The organism is Streptomyces sp. NPDC039480 (assembly GCF_055597165.1).
Genome location: NZ_JBVITX010000005.1, coordinates 64620 through 84599, shown reverse-complemented (window position 1 = coordinate 84599; position 19980 = coordinate 64620). Strand labels below are relative to the sequence as shown.

Genomic DNA, 19980 nt, shown 5'->3' with positions numbered 1-19980 from the left:
AAAGGGCAGCACCCGTGCGGGGGTGCTGCCCTTTCCGCTTCCCCCCCCTGTCGCGCCCGTGCATGGCCAATGATCTACGGGATACTCCCCGGTCATGGGCTTGCTGGCGAAGACATACGAGGCAGACCGTCACCTGACGAAGCGGCTCGCCGCCGGTGCGCCGCCCGGCGTGCACCGGGCGCTGTCGGCGGTGGAGGAGATGGCGGAGAGCACCAAGCTGTGGTGGGGCGCGGCCGCGGTGCTGGCCTGCACGGGCGGCCGGCGGGGCCGTACGGCCGCCGTCGCGGGCCTGGCGTCCATGGCTGTGGCGCAGCTCGTCTCCAACGGCGTGGGCAAGCAGCTCGTCGACCGGCCCCGGCCGCCCAAGGAGTGGATCCCCCACGACGACGTCGAGGACCGCTCCGAGTCCTCGTCCTTCCCCTCCGGGCACACCGCCGCCGCCGTGGCCTTCACCGCCGCCGTCATCCCGAGCAGCCCGGTCGCCGGCGGGCTGTGCGCGGTACCGGCCGCGATGGTCGCCGTCGAACGTGTACAGTCCGGCGCCCACTACCCGACCGACGTCGCCGCCGGCGCCACCATCGGCCTCACCGCAGCGTGGCTCACCCGCCGCGTACCTGACCTGGTGCTGCGCCACTGGCCGGGGTGGCTGCCACGGGTACTCCGCTGAGGAACCGGACGGCGCCTTCCCGCTCCGGCTGTCGCCGTCGGGCGGGCGCGGCGCCACTGGCTGCGGGGGCAGCCGCTACCGACCCCGCTGAGGAGCCGGACCACCTGCGAGCCGACGCCCACCGAGCCGCCGGTCAGACGGCTGGCTCGGACAGCGTCAGAGGCTGCGGGCGCAGCTGTGGCCGGTCGAGGCCGGGGCCGGGGCCTGCTACGGCGGCTCCGGGGCAGCCGTCGGAGGCCCGCTGAGAAACCGCGCCGCGCCGCGCGCCGAGCAGCCGCCGGCGCAGACCACTGGCCCGGGCAGCGTCGGCAACTGCGGGCGCCGCTGTCGCCCGTCGGGGCCGGGGTTGCTGCGGCGGCTCCGGGGGCAGCCGTCGGAGGCCCGCCGAGGAGCGCGCCGAGCAGCCGCCCGGCCGCCGGGGCAGACCGCTGACCCGGGCAGCGTCAGAAGCTGCGGGCGCAGCTGTCGCCGGTCGGGGCCGCTCCGGGGGCTGCCTTCGGTGCTGCGCTGAGGTGCCGGGCCGGCTGTGCGGCGGGGGTCAGGGTGTTGGTTCAGGTAGCGGGAGTAGGTGGGCTCGGTGGTGGGAGGCTGCGGTTGTTGCTGGGGGGCCGCCCAGGGCCGTTATGGCGATCAGGCGGTCGTTTTGGTAGTAGCCGTAGAGCAGGTCGCCTTCGGGGGTGGTCGGGTCGCCTTCTAGGAGGCGGCAGTGGTCGGCCAGGGCGGGCTGGCCGAAGGATTGGATGCGCTGCGCGAACTGGTCGCTCCAGAAGGACGGCAGCGGGGCGAAAGGGGCGGGGTCGGGCCGGGCGGGGTCGGTCAGGCCCGCGAGCAGGGTGCGGGCCGCGTGGCGGGCCGTGTCGCCGGGGAGCGACCAGTGTTCGACGCGGCGCGGCACGGGGCCGTAGCGCGGGTTCGGGAAGCGGGCGACGTCGCCGACGGCCACCGCGTGCGGGAGGCCTCCTATGCGCAGGTGGGCGTCGCAGAGCACCCCGTCGGTGAGGTCCAGGCCGGGGGTCGCCGCCAGCCATTCCGTGTTGGGCCGTGAGCCGACCGCCTCGACCACCAGGTCGGCCGGGACCTCGGTGCCGTCGTCCAACACGGCTGACGGGGTGTGAGTTCTACCGTCGAGCGGCCCATCAGGAAGCGTACGCCGCGCGCCTCGTGGCGGCGCCGCACCGCCCGGCCCAGGTCCTCGCCGACCGCGCCGAGCATCGGCTCGGCCTCCGGCGCGACGACCGTCACTTCGCAGCCCGCCGTACGCGCGGTCGCCGCCACCTCGCAGCCGATGAAACCGGAGCCGATCACCAGCACCCGGGCGCCCGCCACCAGCCCGGCGGCCAGCGCCACCGAGTCCTCCAACGTGCGGAGGACGTGCCGGGGCGGGCCCCCGGCGAGCGGGAGCCGTCGTGGCCGCACCCCCGTCGCGGCCACGAGACCCTCGTACACGTACGCCGAACCGTCGGCCAGCGTCAGCGTGCGCGCGGCCGGATCGGCGGACGCGACCGCCACGCCCAGACGCCATGTGACGTCCTCGACGCTGGGGCGGCGGCGCAATCGGGTGATACCGGCGGGCACCCGGCCCGCGAGGACTTCCTTGGACAACGGCGGCCTGTTGTACGGGAGATGGCGCTCGGCACCGAACACCGTGATCGCTCCCCGCCACCCCGCGGCCCGCAGCTGCTCCGCCGCCCGCAGTCCGCCCAGGGAGGCGCCCACGACGGCGATCCCCACCGCCGCCGCCGATGCCCCTGCTGCCATGGCCCGGGCCTCAGCCCTCGACCCGGATGGCCTGCAGCGGGCAGACGTCTGCCGCGTCCTCCGCGTCGGCGCGCAGCGATGCGTCGGGCGAGTCGACGTACGCGAGGTGTCCTTCGCCGTCGAGCCGGAAGATGTCCGGCGCGGCGAACACGCACTGCCCGTGGTCCTGACAGACGTCCAGGTCCACGGTGACGATGACTCGGCCCATTTCAACTCCTCTGATAGGGAGGGAGGTTCGGAAGTCTTCAGTGGTGTGGTGGGCGGATGCCGCGGTACTCCCAGTCGCCGCCCAGCGCCGTGGAGAGGACCTCCTCGGACGCGGTGGGCTGGGCGCCGACGTCGGTGCGGATCGCCGTCGGCCCGCTGACGACGTGGTTGGTGAGCTGCCCGAGGCCCTCGGCCTCGACCTCGACGACGTCCCCGGGGCGGACGGGGCGGGACCCCGCGGGCGTCCCGGAGAGCAGTACGTCACCCGGTTCCAGGGTGATCGTGCGGGCGATGTCGGCGACGAGATAGTGCATGTCCCACGCCATCTCGTCCGTCGAACCGTCCTGCACGAGCACGCCGTTGACGTACGTCCGCAGATACTTGCCCCGGAAGTCCCAGCCGGTGACGAGGCCGGGGCCGAGCGGGCAGAGCGTGTCGGAGCCCTTGACGCGGAGCATCGACCCGGCGTCGGTGTCGCGGAAGTCATGCAGGCCGAAGTCGTCGGCGACGGTGTAGCCCGCGATGTACGAACCGGCCTGCGCGGGCGCGATGTTGCGGCAGGTGCGGCCGATGACGATGCCGATCTCGCCCTCGTAGTTGAGGTACTGGCAGCCTTCGGGGCGTACGACCGCGCCGCCGTGGGCGTTGAGGGCGGAGACGGGCTTGTGGAAGTAGGTGGGCGCGGACGGCAGCACGGCCCCGAACTCCGCCACCCGACTACGGTGGTTGAGGTGCACGGCGATCACTTTTGAAGGGCGCACGGGCGGCAGATGATGCGCCTCGGAGGCCTTGACGCGGCGGCCGTCCGGGGCCACGAGCTCGTCGCCGTCGCACACGACCTGGACGGCGGCTCCGTCGAGGAGGACGCGGCGGTACTCGATGGTGCTCGCCCTCATGCGGCTGCCTCCCTCGAATCGGTACCGGTACCGGTCCAGCCGTCGGCCGGGCGGTCGAACCAGAGGTGGATCTGCCCCGTCCCGACGGAGTTCTCGTACGCGCTGTAGGGGCGCCCGGGCGCGGTGCAGCGGGCCTCGCCGAGGGCCCCGATCATCATGAGGTAGTGCCCGAAGCGGGCTTCGGGCCGGTGGGCCAGGAACTCGGGCATGGTGCGCAGGACTTGGGCGTGGTCGCCGCGCTCGAACCACTCGATGCGCTGCCGGTCGGCGGCGCGCGCCTCGGGTGTACGGATGTGCGAGGGGTCGCTCGCCTCGTGGGCGCGCAGTTCGCGCAGCGGCCAGAACGTGTGCGAGAGGGCGCCGGACGCGATGAGCAGGACCTTGCGGCCGGGCAGCGCGCCGATGCCGTCGGCGAGCGCGCGGCCGAGCCGCAGGTGGTCCTCGACGTCACCGGTCTGACAGACCCCGATCGAGACCCACTTCTTCTCGGGGAGGCCGTGGCCCAGGTACGTCCACAGGTTGATCGTGGCGTAGTACACGGGCAGGAAGGGGTCGTCGATCGGGGTGATCCAGGTGCCGTGCCGCTCCGCGAACCGCGCGACGGAGTGGGCGAGTTCGGGATCGCCCGGGTAGTCGTACGGCATGCGGCACATGCCGCGCGGCAGCTCTTCGGAGGTGTGGAGACCGGCGCGGCGGTGGTGTGCGGAGACGACGAACTCGACGGTGGTCGCCCAGTGCGAGTCGAGGACGACGACGGTGTCGTAGTCGAGCGTCTCGAAGACGTCGGCGCGCAGGCTGCGCAGGCCGGGGACGAGGCTGATCTCGCGGCCCTCGTTGAGCTCCTTGCGGGTCTCCTCGGGCAGCACGATGGTCGGCACGTGGGCGAGGAGCCCCGCCCCGACGATCTCCCCCCTGGCCCCACTCATGGCCTCGCCCATGCCCTTCCCCCTGTCCTCACCCATGGCGGGCCCACCCCTTCGGTGCGGTCACGGTGTTCTTGAGGTCGCAGTAGAAGTCGAAGGACCAGTCGCCGCCCTCGCGCCCGATGCCGGAATCGCGCGATCCGCCGAAGGGCGCGGAGAGGTCGCGTACGAAGAAGCAGTTGACCCAGACCGTGCCCGCCACGAGCCGCGCGCCGATCCGGGCGGCGCGCTCGCGGTCGCCGGCGGCGAGGGTGGCGGCGAGGCCGAACCGGGTGCCGTTGGCGAGGCGCACGGCCTCGTCGTCGTCGCCCTCGGGAAACGTCTGGAGGGTGAGGACCGGCCCGAAGACCTCCTCCTGGACGATCTCGGAGTCCTGGGCGACGTCGGTGAGGAGGGTGGGGAGGTAGTAGTTCCCGCCCAGCGCTGGGTTGCGGCCGCCGCCGGTGACGGCCTTCGCACCCGCCGCGACGGCACGCCGGACGAACCCGTCGACGCGCTCCACGTGCCGGGGATGGATGTTGGGCCCGATGTCGGTGGCCTCGTCCCGCGGATCCCCCTGCGTCAGCTTCGAGACCCGGTCGAGGAAGCGGTCGAGGAAGGCGTCGCGCACGGGCTCCTCGACGAGGATGCGGGTGGCGGCGAGACAGACCTGCCCCGCGTTGTCGTACTGCTCCACGGCGAGGTCGGCGGCCAGCTCCAGGTCGGCGTCGGCGAGGACGAGCAGCGGCGACTTGCCGCCGAGCTCGAAGCTGCAGGGCACGAGGTGGCCGGCGGCGGCCCCGGCGACACGGCGGGCGGTGGGCACGGAGCCGGTGAAGCTGACGCGGCGCACGTCGGGGTCGGCGGTGAGGGGCGCCCCGACCTCGTCGCCGTACCCCTGCACGAGATTGAAGACGCCCGGCGGCAACCCCGCCTCGTGCGTGATGTCGGCGAGGAGGGAAGCGGTGAGAGGGGCCCACTCGGCGGGTTTGAGCACGACGGTGGAGCCCGCCGCGAGCGCCGGGGCGACCTTCCAACTGGCCAGCAGCAGCGGGGCGTTCCACGGCGTGATGAGCACGGCGGGGCCCGCCGGGTCCCAGCTGACGTGGTTCGTGTGGCCCCTCGTGTCGAAGTCCTCGTGGCCGAGGGCGAGGAGCCGGTCGGCGAAGTAGCGGAAGTTGTGGGCGACGCGCGGCATGACGCCGCGGCGGTGCGAGCGCAGGAGCGCGCCGTTGTCGGCGGTCTCGACCGCCGCGAGGTCCTCGGCGCGGGCGTCGACGCCGTCGGCGACGGCATGCAGCAGCCGGGCCCGCTCGGCGGGCGGCGTCGCCGCCCACCCCGGGAACGCGGTACGGGCGGCGACCACGGCGGCACGCGCCTCGCCGGGGCCGCCACGTGCGATGTGGGCGAGCGGGGTGCCGCCCATGTCCATGTCCATGTCCATATCCACGTTCATGTCCATGGGCGAGTGGTCGGTGAAGGTGGAGGCTGAGGCGGAGGGCACGCGGGTGCCGTCGATCCAGTGGCGGGTGTCGATGGATACGCCCTCGACGGTCGCGGTTGCGTCCTCGGGGGTCGCGGTGGGAGGAGCCTGAGCCATCACTGCCTCCAGTTCATTTGAACCCAAACAACGTACGAGCGGGGGCGGGCGGGGGTCAACCCCTCGTGAGGGCGGCGCTGTTCGAGTACCGTTTGGAACCAAACGAATTCCGCTCCACCCCTGCCGGGAGGTGGCATCAATGCCGTACCGTCGGCCCCTGATCGCCCTCCCCCAGCGGTACGCCGCGACGACCTCCGCCCTCCGCTACGCCGCCGTCGTCACCGCCCGCGCCCTCGCCGAGGCCGTGTTCCGCGCGGGCGGCGAGCCGTTCATGATGCTCCCCGGCCCACCGGACGAGGCCGCCGAACGGCTGTCGCGGTGCGCCGGACTGCTACTGCCGGGCGGCGGGGACATCGCGCCTCGGCGGTACGGGGTGGGGCGGGAACACGGCGCTGTGCACAGTGCGGTGTACGACGTCGATGACGCGCAGGACGACTTCGATCTCGCCCTCGTCGACTGCGCGTTGGACGCCGGGCTGCCCACCCTGGCGGTGTGCCGGGGGCTTCAGGCGGTGAACGTCGCCCTGGGCGGCACGTTGCGCCAGGACATGGGCGGCGCCGGCGCGGACCACCGCCATGTGGTGCACCCGGTGCGGGTTGCGGCGGGCTCCACGGTGGCGCGGGCGATGGGTGGGGGCGGGGTGGGTTCCTGTTGCGTGGTGGTCTCGTGCTACCACCACCAGTGCGTGGACCGCATCGGCCGAGGCCTCACCGCCGTCGCGTGGGCGGCCGACGGAACCGTCGAGGCGCTGGAACTCGCGTCCGGGCGTGGGTGGTTCACCGCGGTGCAGTGGCATCCGGAGGACACGGCGGGGGTGGACGCGGGCCAGCAGGGCTTGTTCGAGGCACTGGTGCGGGAGGCCACAGCCCGAACTGGGTGACCCCGCGCACAAGCGCCCCTTCAGGGGCGCGGGGAACTGCGCGCCCAACCCCCACCGCCCCGCAGAGAACCACGCACCGCAGCCACCCCAGGGGCGCGGGGAACTGCGCACCCAGCCCCCACCGCCCCGCAGAGAACCACGCACCGCAGCCACCCCCAGGGGCGCGGGGAACTGCGCGCCCGACCCCCACCGCCCCGCAGCGAACGCACAAGGAGCGGGGCGCCGGGCACGGGGCGCGGAGGCCGGGGCTAAGCGGGGCGTTTGGGGCGGCGGCCGCTGCGGCGGGGAGCAGGCGGCGCCCCGTTCAGGAGGCGCTGCCGACGCTCGTCGCCCTCATCCTCCGTCCGTACGACGATCCTCCGCAGCAGATCCGCCAACGTCTCGCACTCCTCGTCCGACAGCCCCTCCGTGACGAAGGCCTCCTCGGCGTTGAAGGCGGGGAAGACCTCACCCATCAGGCGCTCCCCCTCCTCCGTGAGGCGGAGCAGGACGAGCCGGCCGTCGTCGGGGTGACCGCGGCGCTCGACGAGGCCCCGCCCCATGAGGGTGCGGGCGACCCCCGTGAGCGTGCCCTTGGAGATGCCGGCCTCCTCGGCGACGTACCGCGTCTCCGTCTCGCCCCAGATCCAGACGACGTAGAGGACCACGAAGGACGTCCACGTCAGTTCGGCGCCGCGGAGCACGGAGTTCTCGAAGTGCTGCCGTACGGCCGCCGCCGCGCGGTAGATGTTCGAGACGGCGGCCATCTGTGCGTACTGGACAGGGGTGCCTGTGTCGCCGAGCTTGGCCCGGACCGCCTTCTCGGTCTCGCGGATGGTGCGGTGGCCCGTCACTCGGTGTCTCCTCATTGCTCATGTGGTTCGTGCCCGGCCGGGCGGGGGGGGCGACCGACCAGGTTCCTACAGCTCACGCTCCAGCAGCGTCCCGCCGTTCCAGGTGACGCCCACCTGACGGTAGTACGCGCCGATCGGCTCCTCGACGGTGAGCGCGGCCAGTTCCTCCGTGGGCGCCTCGAAGAGGTCGAGTTCCGCCTCGCCCGACCAGGCCTGGCCGCCCTCGAAGGCCGCGGCGCCCGACTCGATCAGCTCGTCCAGGGCCAGGCCCTTGCCGTCGATGGAGGGGAGTTGACGGTGGTGGGCCATGGGGTGGGCGTTGACGAAGCCGTTGGTGGGTGAGGGGGCGCGCAGGGTGACCACCGCCTGGGCGAGGCGGTGGTCGGCGGCGGCGAGCGTGGCGCCGAAGGCCGCGCCGGGTTCGATGCGGGGGGCGGGGCCGTAGGGGTGGGGGCGGGTGAGGTGGATGGAGCCGAGCTTCTTCGGGTAGCCCTGGTGGGTGCCGCGGGCTATGGCGAAGTCCTTGTCGACCCAGATGTAGACGCAGCGGGAGTAGGTACGGCCGCGGTAGGCGCAGCGGACGACCGCGAAGCACTCCTTGTACTGGGCGCGGACGGGGTCGAGGAGTTCGGTCCTGTCGGCGCCGCAGGACTGCCAGTCGGCCCAGACGAGCGCGACCGCGCCGGGGTCGTCCGGGGCGGGGTCGAGGGGGGCGGGGAGGAGGTCGCGGACGCGGGCCGGGTCGGTGCGGTACTCGACCGTGAGGAGGTCGCCGGAGTAGTGCCAGGGGGGTGGGGGCACGATGGCGGACCGGCCGGTGGCGCTCTTGGGCGGCAAGAATCCCTTGAGTCCGCCCATGCCCAGCCCCTTCCGCACCTCGTTTGATCCCGTACGGTACGCCGGGGCGGGGGGCGCTGTCACGAGTTCTGGCGGGGCGCCTTGGGCGGGCGTCTGCGCCTTCTGCCGCCTGTGGGGCGGGGCCGCGGGGGTATGTGCGTACTCGCCATCCCTGCGCCACGCTGCCCGAACAAAGACGCCACAGCGCGCTCGGTGCTCCGTTCGCACATACCCCCACGTCCCCTCGCGAGCGCTCGCGGCTGCGGCCCGGCGGGGGTTCTCCATCGTTGCTCCTACCTGGCAGCTGCGTCGCGGGGCAAACGGGTGGGCGGGTGGGGAACATCCGCCGCGAAGCGGCGGGCTCGGTGCCCCTACCCCGGCAGGACGTCGCGGGGGAACACCCACCCACCCGCCCCTACTCCCGCTGGACGTTGCGGGGTGAACGGGTGGGTGGGTGGGAGGCATCCGCCGCGAAGCGGCGGGCTTGGGCTCCTACCCCGCAGGACGGCGCCGGGCAACAAGGCAACCGCCCCCACCCCCTTGCGTGCAACCCCCCACCCTTCCTATCGTTTGAGGTCAAACAACAACCGCGCATCGGACATCACACCCCCAGAAAGGCTGGGCCAAGGGTGAGTGAAGCGAGCGCACCATCGCCGGGTGGGGACACCAATAACGGCACCCCCGTCGCGGAAACCGTAGAGGCCCTCCGCACCACCGGCACCGACATCATCCGCGTCATCTACCCCGACCTCCTCGGAGCGGACCGCGGACGCGACGTCCTCGTCGGACAGTTGCCGGACGCCTGCCGGCACGGCCTCACCTTCTGTCGCGCCGTCTATCACACCACCCCGAGGGGCGACGTCGTCCCCGTCGCGGGGGGACTCGACGCGGGGCTCCCCGACATCCGCGTACAACCGGATCTGCGCACGCTCAAACCCCTTCCATGGGAACCCGGCGTCACCTGGTGCCTGGGCGACAGTCTCGATCCGCTCACCCATGCACCCGTCGCCGAGTCACCCCGCGCCCTGCTCCGCCGGGTCCTCGCCCGGGCGGACGAGTACGCGGACGACGCCGGCATCTCCGTCGTCGTCGGGCCCGAGCTGGAGTACTTCCTGTGCGACGCCTCCCCCGCCGCCGCGTCCGGCTGGGTCCCCTACGGCGGCGCCACAGGGAACGTGTACAGCGCCGGACGGCGCGGCGACCCCGACGGTCATCTGCTGCGCACACTCCGGCTGTTGGCCGAGCTCGGCATCGGCGTCATCGCGGGGAACCACGAGTTCGACGGCGGGCAGTTCGAGATCAATCTCGATCATTCCGGGGCCCTGGACGCCGCCGACCGCGCGTTCTTCTTCAAGGCCGCCGTCAAAGAGACCGCCCGCCACGAGGGGCGGCTCGCGACCTTCATGGCCAAGCCCTTCAACGGGCTCGGCGGGTCCGGGTTCCACGTGCATCTGTCCCTGGTCGACGCCGGCGGACGGAACGTCTTCGACGATCCGCAGGCCGACGGCGGGCTCTCCGCCACCGCCCGGCACGCCGTCGGCGGCGTCCTGCGGCACGCGCCCGCGCTCACCGCCCTGCTGAATCCGACCGTCAACTCCTACAAGCGTTTCGGGCCCGACACCCTCGCCCCCTGGCTGATCGACTGGGGTCTCGACAACCGCAGCGCCATGGTCCGCATACCGCCCGAGCGCGGCGCGGGCGCCAGGCTGGAGCTGCGTCTCGGCGACGCGTCAGCCAATCCCTATCTCCTGATCGCGGGCGTCGTCGCCGCCGTGCTGCTCGGGCTGCGCGACAAGCCCGAACCGCCCGCCCCGCTGGAGGGTTACGGATACGACGAGGCGTCGGCGGCCCGGCTGCCCGGCACTCTCGCCGCCGCCCTCGACGCCCTGGAAGCCGACGACGAGCTCACCGGACTGCTCGGCGACGGCTTCGTCCGCGCCTTCCTCACGTACAAGCGCAATGAAGTCGAGCGGTATCAACTGGCGGTCACAGACTGGGAGTTCGATGAGTATGCGTTTCTCATCTGACCAGGGATCACCTGCCCGGGACTCATCCGACCGGGACTCATCCAACCGGGACTCATCCAACCGGGCCTCGTCCGGGGCCCTCTCCCTCGCCGATGTCGACCTCGCCGACAACGACCGGTTCACCGACCCTGCGCTGCCCTGGCGCATGTTCGACGTGCTGCGCCGCGAGGACCCCGTCCACTGGCAGCCCGAGCCGCCGCCCAACTCCGGCTTCTGGGCGGTCACCCGGCACGCCGACATCGTGCGGGTCGACCGCGATCCCGAGACCTTCACCTCCGAGCGGTTCACCAACCTGGAGGAGGTGGACGAGGACTACATCGCCCTGCGCCGTTCGCTGCTGGAGACCGACGGGCTGCGGCACCGGGCCATGCGGCTCATTCTGCAGAAGCGGTTCACGCCGCGGGCCGTCGCGACGTACGAGACGTTCCTGCGCGGACTCACGGCGCGCACGCTCGACGCCGCCCTGCCCAAGGGGACGTTCGACTTCGTGCGGGAGATCTCCGCCGACTTTCCCATCAACGTGCTCGCGCGCATGCTCGACGTACCCGAGGAGGACACCCAGCGGCTCATCGACTGGGGCAACCGCATCATCGGCAACACCGACCCCGACTACGCGGACGTGCTCCTGGAGAGCGCGGAGAGCGAGCAGTATCGGAATTTGCCGTTTCGGTCGCCTGCCGCTCTTGAAGTCTTCGCGTACGGGAGGGAGTTGGCCGGTCGGCGGCGGGGCGGGAGCGGGGACGACCTCGTGAGCGCTCTGGTGAACAGCTCGCCGCGGGACGGGGTGCCGCTCTCCGCGACCGACTTCGACAACTACTTCCTGCTGCTCGTCGTCGCCGGGAACGAGACCACTCGGCACGCCATCTCGCACTCCATGCTCGCCCTCATCGAGCACCCCGAGGAGCGCGCCAGACTCGTCGGCGACCCCTCGCTGATCCCCGGCGCCGTCGAGGAGTGCCTGCGGTGGGCGTCGCCCGTCTACCACTTCCGGCGGACGGCGACCCGTGACGTCGAGCTCGGCGGCAAGCGGATCAAGGCGGGCGACAAGGTCGTGCTGTGGTTCGCCTCCGGCAACCGCGACGAGGACGTCTTCCCCGAGCCGTACCGCTTCGACGTCACCCGCGAGAACAACGACCACGTCACCTTCGGCAAGGGCAGCCCGCACTTCTGCCTCGGCAACTCCCTCGCCCGCCTGGAGATGCGGGTCATGTTCGAGGAGCTGCTGCCGCGGCTCGCGGACATCCGGGTCGCCGGTGAGGTGCGGCGCGTGCGGTCCAACTTCGTCAACGGGATCAAGGAGCTGCCCGTGACGGTCACGCTCAGCTAGCGCGACGCTCAAGTAGCCCGTACGCAACGGCCGTTCAGCCGCCCGACGTGTCCAGCTCCGCGTCCTCGCTGACGCCCGCGCAGTCGTAGGGGTCCTTCAGCCAGCAGTCCGGCAGCACCACGCGGTTGTTGCCGGACGTACGGCCGCGCGGGCCGTCCGCGCCCGTCGGCCACTCCTGGTCGAGGTCCAACTCGCCGAGGCCGTCCTCCAGTTCGGCGAGCGACGACGTGATCGCGAGGCGCTTGCGCATCTCCGAGCCGACCGCGAAGCCCTTCAGGTACCACGCCACGTGCTTGCGGAAGTCGATGACGCCGCGCGCCTCGTCGCCGATCCACTCGCCGAGGAGCGTGGCGTGGCGCAGCATGACGGCCGAGACCTCGCGGAGGTTCGGCGCCTTGGGCGCGCCCGTGCCCTCGAAGGCGGCGACGAGGTCGCCGAAGAGCCAGGGGCGGCCCAGGCAGCCGCGGCCCACGACGACGCCGTCGCAGCCCGTCTCGTGCATCATGCGGGCCGCGTCGGCGGCCGACCAGATGTCGCCGTTGCCGAGGACGGGGATCTCGGGGACGTGCTCCTTGAGGCGGGCGATGGCGTCCCAGTCGGCCGTGCCGCCGTAGTGCTGGGCCGCTGTGCGGCCGTGCAGGGCGATCGCCGTGACTCCTTCCTCGACCGCGATGCGGCCCGCGTCCAGGAAGGTGATGTGGTCGTCGTCGATGCCCTTGCGCATCTTCATGGTGACGGGGAGGTCACCGGCGCCGCTGACGGCCTCGCGGAGGATGGCGCGGAGCAGCGGGCGCTTGTACGGGAGCGCGGAGCCGCCGCCCTTGCGGGTGACCTTGGGGACGGGGCAGCCGAAGTTCAGGTCGATGTGGTCGGCCAGGTCCTCCTCCGCGATCATGCGGACGGCCTTGCCGACGGTGGCCGGGTCGACGCCGTACAGCTGGATCGAGCGGGGCTTCTCCGTCTCGTCGAAGTGGATCAGCTGCATCGTCTTCTCGTTGCGCTCCACCAGGGCGCGGGTGGTGATCATCTCGCTGACGAAGAGGCCCTTGCCGCCGCTGAACTCCCGGCACAGCGTCCGGAACGGCGCGTTCGTGATGCCCGCCATGGGGGCGAGCACGACGGGCGGCTGCACGGTGTGCGGGCCGATCGACAGGGGCTGCGGCTGGGAGGGCATGGATGATCTCCGGGACGGACGACGGGACCCTCTATTGTCCCTCACTCCTCAGGCGGCCGTGCCGCCCTCCCCGGAGAGCTCCGCGAGGCGCTCCAGGCGCTCCTCCGTGGCGTCGTCGGCGGGGATGTACGCGATCAGGCGGTACGCCTGTGTGAGCGGGGCCATCCACAGCATGCGGTGCTCCAGGCGGAGCAGGCCGACCCGGGGGTGCTGGTAGCGCTTGACGTGCGGCGCCATGGTCGCCACCTCGTGCCGCTCCCACAGCTCGCGGAACTCGGCGGACGCCCCGGCCAGCCGGTCGCGCAGCTCCTTCCAGGCGGGTTCCGCGCCGTGCTCGGCCATGGCGCCGCGGAACTTGGCGACCAGGTCGCGGAGCATCTCGTCCCGGTCGATGAAGGTCTCCCGCCAGCTCCGGCTGGTGGCGAGGAGCCAGAGGCAGTTGCGGTCGCGCGGCTCCATCGTGTCGAAGTCGCCGAAGACGTGGGTCCAGGAGCGGTTGTACGCGAGGACGTCGTAGCGGCCGTTCTGCACGGTGGCCGGATAGGGGCCGAGGCGGCGCATCAGCCGTCGTACCTCCGCGGAGAGCGCCGTGCACTCCGCCTCCGGGCGCGGGTCGACGGCTCCGGCGAGCGCGAAGAGGTGGGCGCGCTCGCTGGGGTCCATCAGCAGCGCCCGCGCGATCGCGTCGATGACCTGCGCGGACACCTTGATGGAGCGTGCCTGCTCCAGCCACGTGTACCAAGTGACGCCCACGCAGGCCAGCTGCGCGACCTCCTCGCGGCGCAGGCCCGGTGTGCGGCGGCGGGCGCCGCGGGGCAGGCCGACCTGCTCGGGCGTGACGCGTTCGCGGCGGCTGCGGAGGAAGGCGGCGAGCTCCTGGCGGCGGAGGTCGCCGACTCGGGGCGCGGCAACGGTGGCAGTAGTAGCGGTCACCGCTCCAGGCTGCGTCATCGCGCAGCCTGTTTCCAGGTTCGCCCGGTACCAGGACAAGGACACTCTGGTACCCCTCTGGGCGCCGGAACATCGTCGTATCCGTGACTCTCACGACCGAAACCGACACGTCCCCCGCCCCCGATACGTCTCCCGCCACCGGCGCGGCCGATCCCCCGGCGCCCGCGCCCCTGACCTCCCTCGGCCTCCTCACCGTCCTCCTCGGCGCCTCCCTCTCCAGCATCGATTTCTTCATCGTCAACATCGCCCTGCCCAGCATCGAACGCGATCTGCACGCCTCCCCCGCCACGCTGGAGATGGTCGTCGCGGGTTACGCGGTGGCGTACGCCGTACTGCTCGTCCTCGGCGGCCGGCTCGGGGACACGTACGGGCGCAGGAAGCTCTTCCTGTGGGGCGTGGCCGCCTTCGGCCTGACCTCGCTGGCCTGCGGGCTCGCGCCCGGCGCGTGGTGGCTGGTGGGGGCGCGCGTGGCGCAGGGCGCCGCGTCCGCGCTGATGCTGCCGCAGGTCCTCGGCACGATCCACGCGACGACGCGGGGCGAGCGGCGGTCCAGGACCGTCGCGCTGTACGGCGCCGTGAGCGGTGTCGCGGGTCTGCTCGGGCAGGCGCTCGGCGGCGCCCTGGTCGCCGCGGACCTGGGCGGCACGGGCTGGCGCGCGGTGTTCCTCGTCAACGTGCCGGTCGCCGTGGTCGCTCTGCTCGTCGGGGTGCGGGCGGTGCCGGACAGCCGCGCCGAGCGGCCCGTACGGGGCGATGTCCTCGGCACCGTCCTGTTCGCCGGCGCGCTGACCGCGCTCCTGCTGCCCCTGACGGAGGGGCGCGCGACGGGCTGGCCGCTGTGGTCGGTGCTCCTGCTGGTCGCGGCGCCGCTGCTCGGCTGGGCGTTCGGGGCCGTGGAGAGCCGCGCCGAGCGCACCGGCGGCAGTCCGCTGCTGCCGCCGTCGCTGCTGCGCGAGCCCGCCGTGCGCAGGAGCCTGGTCCTGGGCCTGCCGATCTTCATCGGCTTCAGCGGCTTCATGTTCGGCTTCGCGATCATCCTTCAGCAGGGGCTGGGTTACGGGGCGCTGACGGCGGGCCTGACCGTGATCCCGATGGGCCTCACACAGATCCCGGCGTCGATGCTCGTGCCGCGCCTGATGCGCCGCTGGGGACCCCGCGCGATGACCCGGGCCGCCCTGGTGCACGTCACGGGTCTCGCGGTGCTCGCGGCGACGGTGCTGTGGGCTCCGTGGCCCGGCCTGAACCCGTTGGCCCTCGCTCCCGGGCTGCTCCTGTGCGGCGCCGGACAGGGCGTCCAGCTCGCCCTCTACTACCGCGTCGCGCTCGCTGCCGTACCCGCCGCGCGGGCGGGCGCGGGCAGCGGCCTCGCCGCGACCGTGCAGCAGTCGTGCCTGGCCGTGGGCGTGGCGACGATCGGCTCGCTCTTCCTGGCGCTGATCCCCGACCTCGGCGTACGGAACGCCTTCGTGACGGCTCTCGGGGTACAGCTGGTGGGGCTGCTCGGCCTGGCACTGCTGAGCCTGCGGCTGCCGCACCGGTCGGCCTGACAGCCGGGGCAGCCCGAGCCCCTCGTCGTACCGTCGAAAGATGCCCGCTGAACCACACCCCCACGTCGAACTCCCCCACCGCCGACGGACCCTCGTCCTCGCGATCTGCTGTACCAGCCTGCTCATCGTCACCCTCGACAACACCGTCCTGAACGTCGCGCTGCCCACCCTCCAGAAGGAGTTCGACGCGAGCGTCTCGGGCATGCAGTGGACGGTCGACGCGTACACGCTCGTCCTTGCCTCGCTCCTCATGCTCGCGGGCTCGACCGCCGACCGGATCGGCCGCCGCAAGATCTTCGTGACGGGCCTGGTCGTCTTCACCCTCGGCTCGGCGCTCTGCTCGCTCGCGCCCAGCCTCGAACTCCTCGTGGCCTTCCGCACGGTGCAGGCCGTCGGCGGCTCCATGCTCAACCCGGTCGCGATGTCGATCATCACCAACACGTTCACCGACCCGCGCGAGCGGGCCCGCGCCATCGGCGTCTGGGGCGGCGTCGCGGGCATCTCCATGGCGGCGGGCCCGCTGGTCGGCGGGGTGCTCGTGGACACGGTCGGCTGGCGCTCGATCTTCCTGGTCAACCTGCCGGTGGGCCTCGCCGCGCTCCTCCTGACCGTGCGGTACGTCCCCGAGTCGCGCGCCCCGAAGCCACGCCGCCCGGACCCGGTCGGCCAGCTCCTCGTGATCGCGCTGCTCGGCGCGCTGACGTTCGCGATCATCGAGGCGCCGCGCGCCGGCTGGACGTCACCGCTGATCCTCGGCTCCGCGGCCGTCGCGGCGCTCGGCCTCGCCGGACTGCTCCGGTACGAGCCGCGCCGCGCCGAGCCCCTCATCGACCTGCGCTTCTTCCGGTCGGCGCCGTTCAGCGGCGCGACGGCGATCGCGGTCTGCGCGTTCGCGTCGCTCAGCGGCTTCCTCTTCCTGTCGACGCTCTACCTCCAGGACGTACGCGGCCTCGACGCCCTGCACGCCGGGCTGTGGATGCTGCCGATCGCCGCCATGGCGCTGGTCTTCGGTCCGCTGTCGGGCCGCCTGGTGGGCAGCCGCGGCCCGCGCGTCCCGCTGCTGATCGCGGGGGTGACGATGACGGCGTCGGGCATCCTCTTCGCCGCGTTCGAGGCGGAGAACACGGGCGGACCGCGCCTGCTCGGCTACCTCCTCTTCGGCCTCGGATTCGGCTTCGTGAACGCGCCGATCACCAACACGGCCGTCTCCGGGATGCCGCGCGCCCAGGCGGGCGTCGCCGCAGCGGTCGCCTCCACCAGCCGCCAGATCGGCACGACCCTCGGCGTCGCGGTGATCGGCGCGGTCCTGGCGTCGGGCGTCGCGTCTTCTTCGTACGCGGAGGACTTCACGGAGGCGAGCCGTCCGGCCTGGTGGATCCTCGCGGGCTGCGGCCTCGCGGTGCTGGTGCTCGGCGCGGTGACGAGCGGGCGGTGGGCGCGGGAGTCGGCGCGGAGGACGGCGGAGCGACTGGAGGAGGAGACGACTACGCCCCAGCCACTGACACATGACAGCTGACGCACGACAGCTGACGCACAAGGGATGGCAACCCGTGAATGACAGATGACAGATATTGAATTCTGTCATCTGTCATGTCATGGTGGACGCATGCGTACTCTCACTCTCGGCACGACCGGCCCCCGTACCTCCGCCCTCGGCCTCGGCTGCATGGGCATGTCCGCGCTCTACGGAGATGCGGACCGCACGGAGTCCATCGCGACCATCCACGCGGCGCTCGAAGCGGGCGTGACCCTCCTGGACACCGGCGACTTCTACGCCATGGGGCACAACGAACTCCTGATCGGCGAGGCCCTGCGCACGGCCCCCGCCGCCCACCGCGAGCAGGCCCTCACCAGCGTCAAGTTCGGCGCCCTGCGCGACCCGGACGGCGGCTGGTCGGGCTACGACGGCCGCCCGTCAGCGGTCAAGAACTTCGCCGCCTACTCCCTCCAGCGCCTCGGCGTCGACCACATCGACGTCTACCGCATCGCCCGCATAGACCCGGACGTCCCGGTCGAGGAGACGGTGGGCGCCATCGCGGAGCTGGTCGAGAAGGGGTACGTACGGCACATCGGCCTCTCCGAGGTCGGCGCCGCGACGATCCGCCGGGCGGCGGCCACGGCCCCCATTTCGGACCTCCAGATCGAGTACTCCCTGATCTCGCGCGGTATCGAGTCCGAGATCCTGCCGACGGCCGCGGAACTGGGCATCGGCGTGACGGCGTACGGGGTGCTCTCCCGCGGCCTGATCTCCGGCCACTTCACCCGCGACCGCAAGCTGGCCGCGAACGACTTCCGCGCGATGAGCCCCCGCTTCCAGGGCGAGAACCTCGACCGCAACCTCGACCTGGTCGACGCCCTGCGGAAGATCGCCGACCAGAAGGGCGTGAGCGTCGCGCAGACCGCGATCGCCTGGGTGCTCGCGCAGGGCCCGCGGCACGGGGCGTCGATCGTGCCGCTGGTGGGCGCCCGTACGCGCACCCGGCTTGACGAGGCGCTGGCGGCCCTGGACGTGACGCTCGACGCCGCGGACCTGGCGGCGATCGAAGCGGCCGTCCCCGCGGACGCGGCGGCGGGCGCACGCTACCCGGACGCGCAGATGGCACACCTCGACAGCGAGCACTGATCCGTCCCCGGGTACGGTCTAGCCATGGCAGCAACCGCGGCTCCCCTGACCCCCGAGCGCATCCTCGAAGCGACCGAGGAGGTGCTGCGCAGGCACGGCGCGGCCAGGGCCACGGTCGTCGACGTGGCCCGCGCCCTCGGGGTGAGCCACGGCACCGTGTACCGCCACTTCCGTACGAAGGCGGAGCTGCGCGGCGCGGTGACGCGGCGCTGGCTGGACCGTACGTCGGAGACGCTCTCCGGGATCGTCACCGGCACGGAGGCCCCCGAGGCGAAGCTCCGCCACTGGCTGGCGGCCCTCTTCGACGCCAAGCAGCACAAGGCCGGCGACGACCCCGAACTCTTCGCCACGTACTCGGTGTTGGTCGACGAGAACAGCGACGTGGTCGACGACCACATCGCCGACCTCACGTCCCAGCTCACGACGATCATCCAAGAGGGCGTGGAGCGGGGCGACTTCGCGTCCCCCGCCCCCGCCGTCTCGGCCCGCGCGGTCTTCGACGCGACAAGCCGCTTCCACGACCCCGCCTACGCCGCACACTGGTCCCGCCCAGGCATCGAGAACGCCTTCACAGCGGTCCTCGACCTGACCCTGCGCGGCCTGCGCCCCTGACGCCGACTACCGGCTACCGGCGCCCCAGCAGCCGAGGATCCACCCCACCCTGCCGCACGATGATCTCCACGACACCGTTGTCCGGCCCTCCTCCAGCACCCCGGAGAGCACGCCGCACAGCGGCAACAGCGACATCGGCCGCCTCACCGGGCATCTCGGCCTTGACCTGCAACGTGGCCCCGACCGAGAAGAAGTCACCGGCGTATCCATGGGAGGTGGCCGTCGGCACGAACTCGTACTCCGGCTCGCTCACCATCTCGGCGAGCATCCCCTCCTGAAGAACCGCCCACTCGTCGTCGGAGACATCCAGCAGCAACTGAACATCAACTTCCCAGTCCTTGCTCACGACGGGGACACACTCCTTCAGGTTCGTCCGGTCCGTTCGGTACTCGACACCGTCAGTTCAGCCTAGATCTCACCCCTTGCGCAGCAGCAGAGTCCCCCGTCGGAAGCGTTCGCCCTCGACCGGCTCGCGGAGCAGGCGGGCCAGTTCGGTGAAGCCTGCCTTGTGGGTGAGGTCCTTCAGGGCGTCGATCGGCCAGCGGTATGCCGTTGTCACCTTGTGGTCGAAGGGGGTGAGCGGGTCGCCCGACGACTCGAAGAAGGCGAGCAGGAGGTGGCCGTCGGGGGCTAGGACGCGGTGGAACTCGGTCAGGTACGCGGCCACATCCCGCTCCGCGGCGTGGATCAGTGAATACCAGGAGACCACCCCGCTCAGCTCGCCGTCGGGCAGGGCGAGGGCGTCCATGGAGCCGACCTCGAACCGGATGTCCGGGTAGGTCTCGCGGGCCAGGTCGATCATCGCCGGGGACAGGTCGATGCCGAGGACGTCCAGGCCAAGGTCGTGCAGCAGGGCCGTCACCGGGCCGGGGCCGCAGCCCAACTCCGCGACGGGGCCCGCGCCGTCCGCCCGCACGTGGCCGGCGAACGCCGTCAGCATCGCGTGGTCCAGGGACGGGCTGCGGAGGTCGTCGCGGGGCATCCCCGCGTACACGGTGGCGATGGCGTCGTAGGCGTTCGCCGTCTCGGCGAGGTGGGTCGGAGGAGGAGTGGGTGAAGTAGTCACGGGCGGACCCTAAGGGGTGCCTCTGACAGTGGGGGGGCGGGGGTGTCCTCCGGTACGCGTTCTCTGGTACGCG

20 protein-coding genes are annotated in these 19980 nt (G+C 72.3%); 8 read left to right on the top strand and 12 right to left on the bottom strand.

Going from position 1 to position 19980, the window contains the following annotated elements:
• Window positions 1-94 precede the first annotated feature (94 nt).
• Complete coding sequence (locus ACZ56E_RS17360; RefSeq protein ID WP_471214972.1) at window positions 95-667, top strand: phosphatase PAP2 family protein; 573 nt, start codon at window positions 95-97, stop codon at window positions 665-667.
• Between the two features lie 538 nt (window positions 668-1205).
• On the opposite strand, the gene ACZ56E_RS17355 is transcribed toward ACZ56E_RS17360, so the two are convergent.
• The 6 genes from ACZ56E_RS17355 to ACZ56E_RS17330 are packed head-to-tail and all read right to left on the bottom strand — an operon-like array spanning window position 1206 to window position 6030.
• Complete coding sequence (locus tag ACZ56E_RS17355; protein WP_471214970.1) at window positions 1206-1730, bottom strand: oxidoreductase C-terminal domain-containing protein; 525 nt, start codon at window positions 1728-1730, stop codon at window positions 1206-1208.
• The gene (locus ACZ56E_RS17350) at window positions 1628-2425 is read right to left on the bottom strand and encodes an NAD(P)/FAD-dependent oxidoreductase (protein WP_471214968.1); all 798 of its coding nucleotides are present in this window, start codon (window positions 2423-2425) and stop codon (window positions 1628-1630) included. Before ACZ56E_RS17350 ends, ACZ56E_RS17355 begins: the two co-directional genes overlap by 103 nt.
• A gap of 10 nt (window positions 2426-2435) precedes the next feature.
• A complete protein-coding gene (locus tag ACZ56E_RS17345; protein WP_468600912.1) occupies window positions 2436-2633 on the bottom strand; it encodes a ferredoxin in 198 nt (65 codons plus the stop codon).
• A gap of 37 nt (window positions 2634-2670) precedes the next feature.
• On the bottom strand, window positions 2671-3528 hold the full coding sequence (locus tag ACZ56E_RS17340; protein ID WP_471214966.1) for a fumarylacetoacetate hydrolase family protein: 858 nt from the start codon (window positions 3526-3528) through the stop codon (window positions 2671-2673).
• Entirely contained in the window at window positions 3525-4490 is a 966-nt protein-coding gene (locus ACZ56E_RS17335; RefSeq protein ID WP_471214964.1) for a DODA-type extradiol aromatic ring-opening family dioxygenase, read from the bottom strand. The genes ACZ56E_RS17340 and ACZ56E_RS17335 overlap by 4 nt, the downstream gene beginning before the upstream one ends.
• A complete protein-coding gene (locus tag ACZ56E_RS17330; protein ID WP_471214962.1) occupies window positions 4483-6030 on the bottom strand; it encodes an aldehyde dehydrogenase in 1548 nt (515 codons plus the stop codon). Before ACZ56E_RS17330 ends, ACZ56E_RS17335 begins: the two co-directional genes overlap by 8 nt.
• Window positions 6031-6169: 139 nt before the next feature.
• Between ACZ56E_RS17330 and ACZ56E_RS17325 the strand changes: the two genes are divergently transcribed.
• Window positions 6170-6910, top strand: a complete 741-nt coding sequence (locus ACZ56E_RS17325; protein WP_471214959.1) for a gamma-glutamyl-gamma-aminobutyrate hydrolase family protein — start codon at window positions 6170-6172, stop codon at window positions 6908-6910.
• 248 nt (window positions 6911-7158) lie between these two features.
• Here the strand turns inward: ACZ56E_RS17325 and ACZ56E_RS17320 are convergent, their stop codons facing one another.
• Window positions 7159-7743 carry a MarR family winged helix-turn-helix transcriptional regulator gene (locus tag ACZ56E_RS17320; protein ID WP_471214957.1) on the bottom strand — a complete coding sequence of 195 codons (585 nt, stop codon included), beginning with the start codon at window positions 7741-7743 and terminating at the stop codon, window positions 7159-7161.
• Between the two features lie 66 nt (window positions 7744-7809).
• Window positions 7810-8601, bottom strand: a complete 792-nt coding sequence (locus tag ACZ56E_RS17315; RefSeq protein WP_471214955.1) for an acetoacetate decarboxylase family protein — start codon at window positions 8599-8601, stop codon at window positions 7810-7812.
• 704 nt (window positions 8602-9305) lie between these two features.
• Between ACZ56E_RS17315 and ACZ56E_RS17310 the strand changes: the two genes are divergently transcribed.
• Both ACZ56E_RS17310 and ACZ56E_RS17305 read left to right on the top strand, forming a co-directional pair.
• Complete coding sequence (locus ACZ56E_RS17310; RefSeq protein ID WP_471215644.1) at window positions 9306-10607, top strand: glutamine synthetase family protein; 1302 nt, start codon at window positions 9306-9308, stop codon at window positions 10605-10607.
• On the top strand, window positions 10591-11934 hold the full coding sequence (locus ACZ56E_RS17305) for a cytochrome P450 (RefSeq protein ID WP_471214953.1): 1344 nt from the start codon (window positions 10591-10593) through the stop codon (window positions 11932-11934). Before ACZ56E_RS17310 ends, ACZ56E_RS17305 begins: the two co-directional genes overlap by 17 nt.
• Window positions 11935-11968: 34 nt before the next feature.
• On the opposite strand, the gene dusB is transcribed toward ACZ56E_RS17305, so the two are convergent.
• Both dusB and ACZ56E_RS17295 read right to left on the bottom strand, forming a co-directional pair.
• A complete protein-coding gene (gene dusB / locus ACZ56E_RS17300; protein WP_471214951.1) occupies window positions 11969-13108 on the bottom strand; it encodes a tRNA dihydrouridine synthase DusB in 1140 nt (379 codons plus the stop codon).
• Window positions 13109-13156: 48 nt separating this feature from the next.
• The gene (locus ACZ56E_RS17295) at window positions 13157-14059 is read right to left on the bottom strand and encodes a helix-turn-helix transcriptional regulator (RefSeq protein WP_471214950.1); all 903 of its coding nucleotides are present in this window, start codon (window positions 14057-14059) and stop codon (window positions 13157-13159) included.
• A gap of 83 nt (window positions 14060-14142) precedes the next feature.
• On the opposite strand from ACZ56E_RS17295, the gene ACZ56E_RS17290 reads away from it, so the two are divergent.
• From ACZ56E_RS17290 to ACZ56E_RS17275, 4 genes are all read left to right on the top strand, one after another.
• On the top strand, window positions 14143-15606 hold the full coding sequence (locus ACZ56E_RS17290) for an MFS transporter (protein WP_471214949.1): 1464 nt from the start codon (window positions 14143-14145) through the stop codon (window positions 15604-15606).
• 40 nt (window positions 15607-15646) lie between these two features.
• Window positions 15647-17122 carry an MFS transporter gene (locus ACZ56E_RS17285; protein WP_471214947.1) on the top strand — a complete coding sequence of 492 codons (1476 nt, stop codon included), beginning with the start codon at window positions 15647-15649 and terminating at the stop codon, window positions 17120-17122.
• A gap of 90 nt (window positions 17123-17212) precedes the next feature.
• Window positions 17213-18229, top strand: a complete 1017-nt coding sequence (locus ACZ56E_RS17280; RefSeq protein WP_471214946.1) for an aldo/keto reductase — start codon at window positions 17213-17215, stop codon at window positions 18227-18229.
• A gap of 24 nt (window positions 18230-18253) precedes the next feature.
• Window positions 18254-18841 carry a TetR/AcrR family transcriptional regulator gene (locus ACZ56E_RS17275; protein WP_471214944.1) on the top strand — a complete coding sequence of 196 codons (588 nt, stop codon included), beginning with the start codon at window positions 18254-18256 and terminating at the stop codon, window positions 18839-18841.
• Window positions 18842-18854: 13 nt separating this feature from the next.
• Here the strand turns inward: ACZ56E_RS17275 and ACZ56E_RS17270 are convergent, their stop codons facing one another.
• Window positions 18855-19187, bottom strand: a complete 333-nt coding sequence (locus ACZ56E_RS17270) for a hypothetical protein (protein ID WP_471214942.1) — start codon at window positions 19185-19187, stop codon at window positions 18855-18857.
• Between the two features lie 69 nt (window positions 19188-19256).
• Entirely contained in the window at window positions 19257-19907 is a 651-nt protein-coding gene (locus tag ACZ56E_RS17265) for a class I SAM-dependent DNA methyltransferase (protein WP_471214941.1), read from the bottom strand.
• Between the last annotated feature and the right edge of the window lie 73 nt (window positions 19908-19980).

Coding starts and splice junctions, on each gene's coding strand:
- ACZ56E_RS17315 (WP_471214955.1), bottom strand. CDS start 8,601: ATGGGCGGACTCAAGGGATTCTTGCCGCCCAAGAGCGCCACCGGCCGG.
- ACZ56E_RS17305 (WP_471214953.1), top strand. CDS start 10,591: ATGCGTTTCTCATCTGACCAGGGATCACCTGCCCGGGACTCATCCGAC.
- ACZ56E_RS17295 (WP_471214950.1), bottom strand. CDS start 14,059: ATGACGCAGCCTGGAGCGGTGACCGCTACTACTGCCACCGTTGCCGCG.
- ACZ56E_RS17330 (WP_471214962.1), bottom strand. CDS start 6,030: ATGGCTCAGGCTCCTCCCACCGCGACCCCCGAGGACGCAACCGCGACC.
- ACZ56E_RS17340 (WP_471214966.1), bottom strand. CDS start 3,528: ATGAGGGCGAGCACCATCGAGTACCGCCGCGTCCTCCTCGACGGAGCC.
- ACZ56E_RS17335 (WP_471214964.1), bottom strand. CDS start 4,490: ATGGGTGAGGACAGGGGGAAGGGCATGGGCGAGGCCATGAGTGGGGCC.
- ACZ56E_RS17345 (WP_468600912.1), bottom strand. CDS start 2,633: ATGGGCCGAGTCATCGTCACCGTGGACCTGGACGTCTGTCAGGACCAC.
- dusB (WP_471214951.1), bottom strand. CDS start 13,108: ATGCCCTCCCAGCCGCAGCCCCTGTCGATCGGCCCGCACACCGTGCAG.
- ACZ56E_RS17360 (WP_471214972.1), top strand. CDS start 95: ATGGGCTTGCTGGCGAAGACATACGAGGCAGACCGTCACCTGACGAAG.
- ACZ56E_RS17280 (WP_471214946.1), top strand. CDS start 17,213: ATGCGTACTCTCACTCTCGGCACGACCGGCCCCCGTACCTCCGCCCTC.
- ACZ56E_RS17325 (WP_471214959.1), top strand. CDS start 6,170: ATGCCGTACCGTCGGCCCCTGATCGCCCTCCCCCAGCGGTACGCCGCG.
- ACZ56E_RS17285 (WP_471214947.1), top strand. CDS start 15,647: ATGCCCGCTGAACCACACCCCCACGTCGAACTCCCCCACCGCCGACGG.
- ACZ56E_RS17275 (WP_471214944.1), top strand. CDS start 18,254: ATGGCAGCAACCGCGGCTCCCCTGACCCCCGAGCGCATCCTCGAAGCG.
- ACZ56E_RS17350 (WP_471214968.1), bottom strand. CDS start 2,425: ATGGCAGCAGGGGCATCGGCGGCGGCGGTGGGGATCGCCGTCGTGGGC.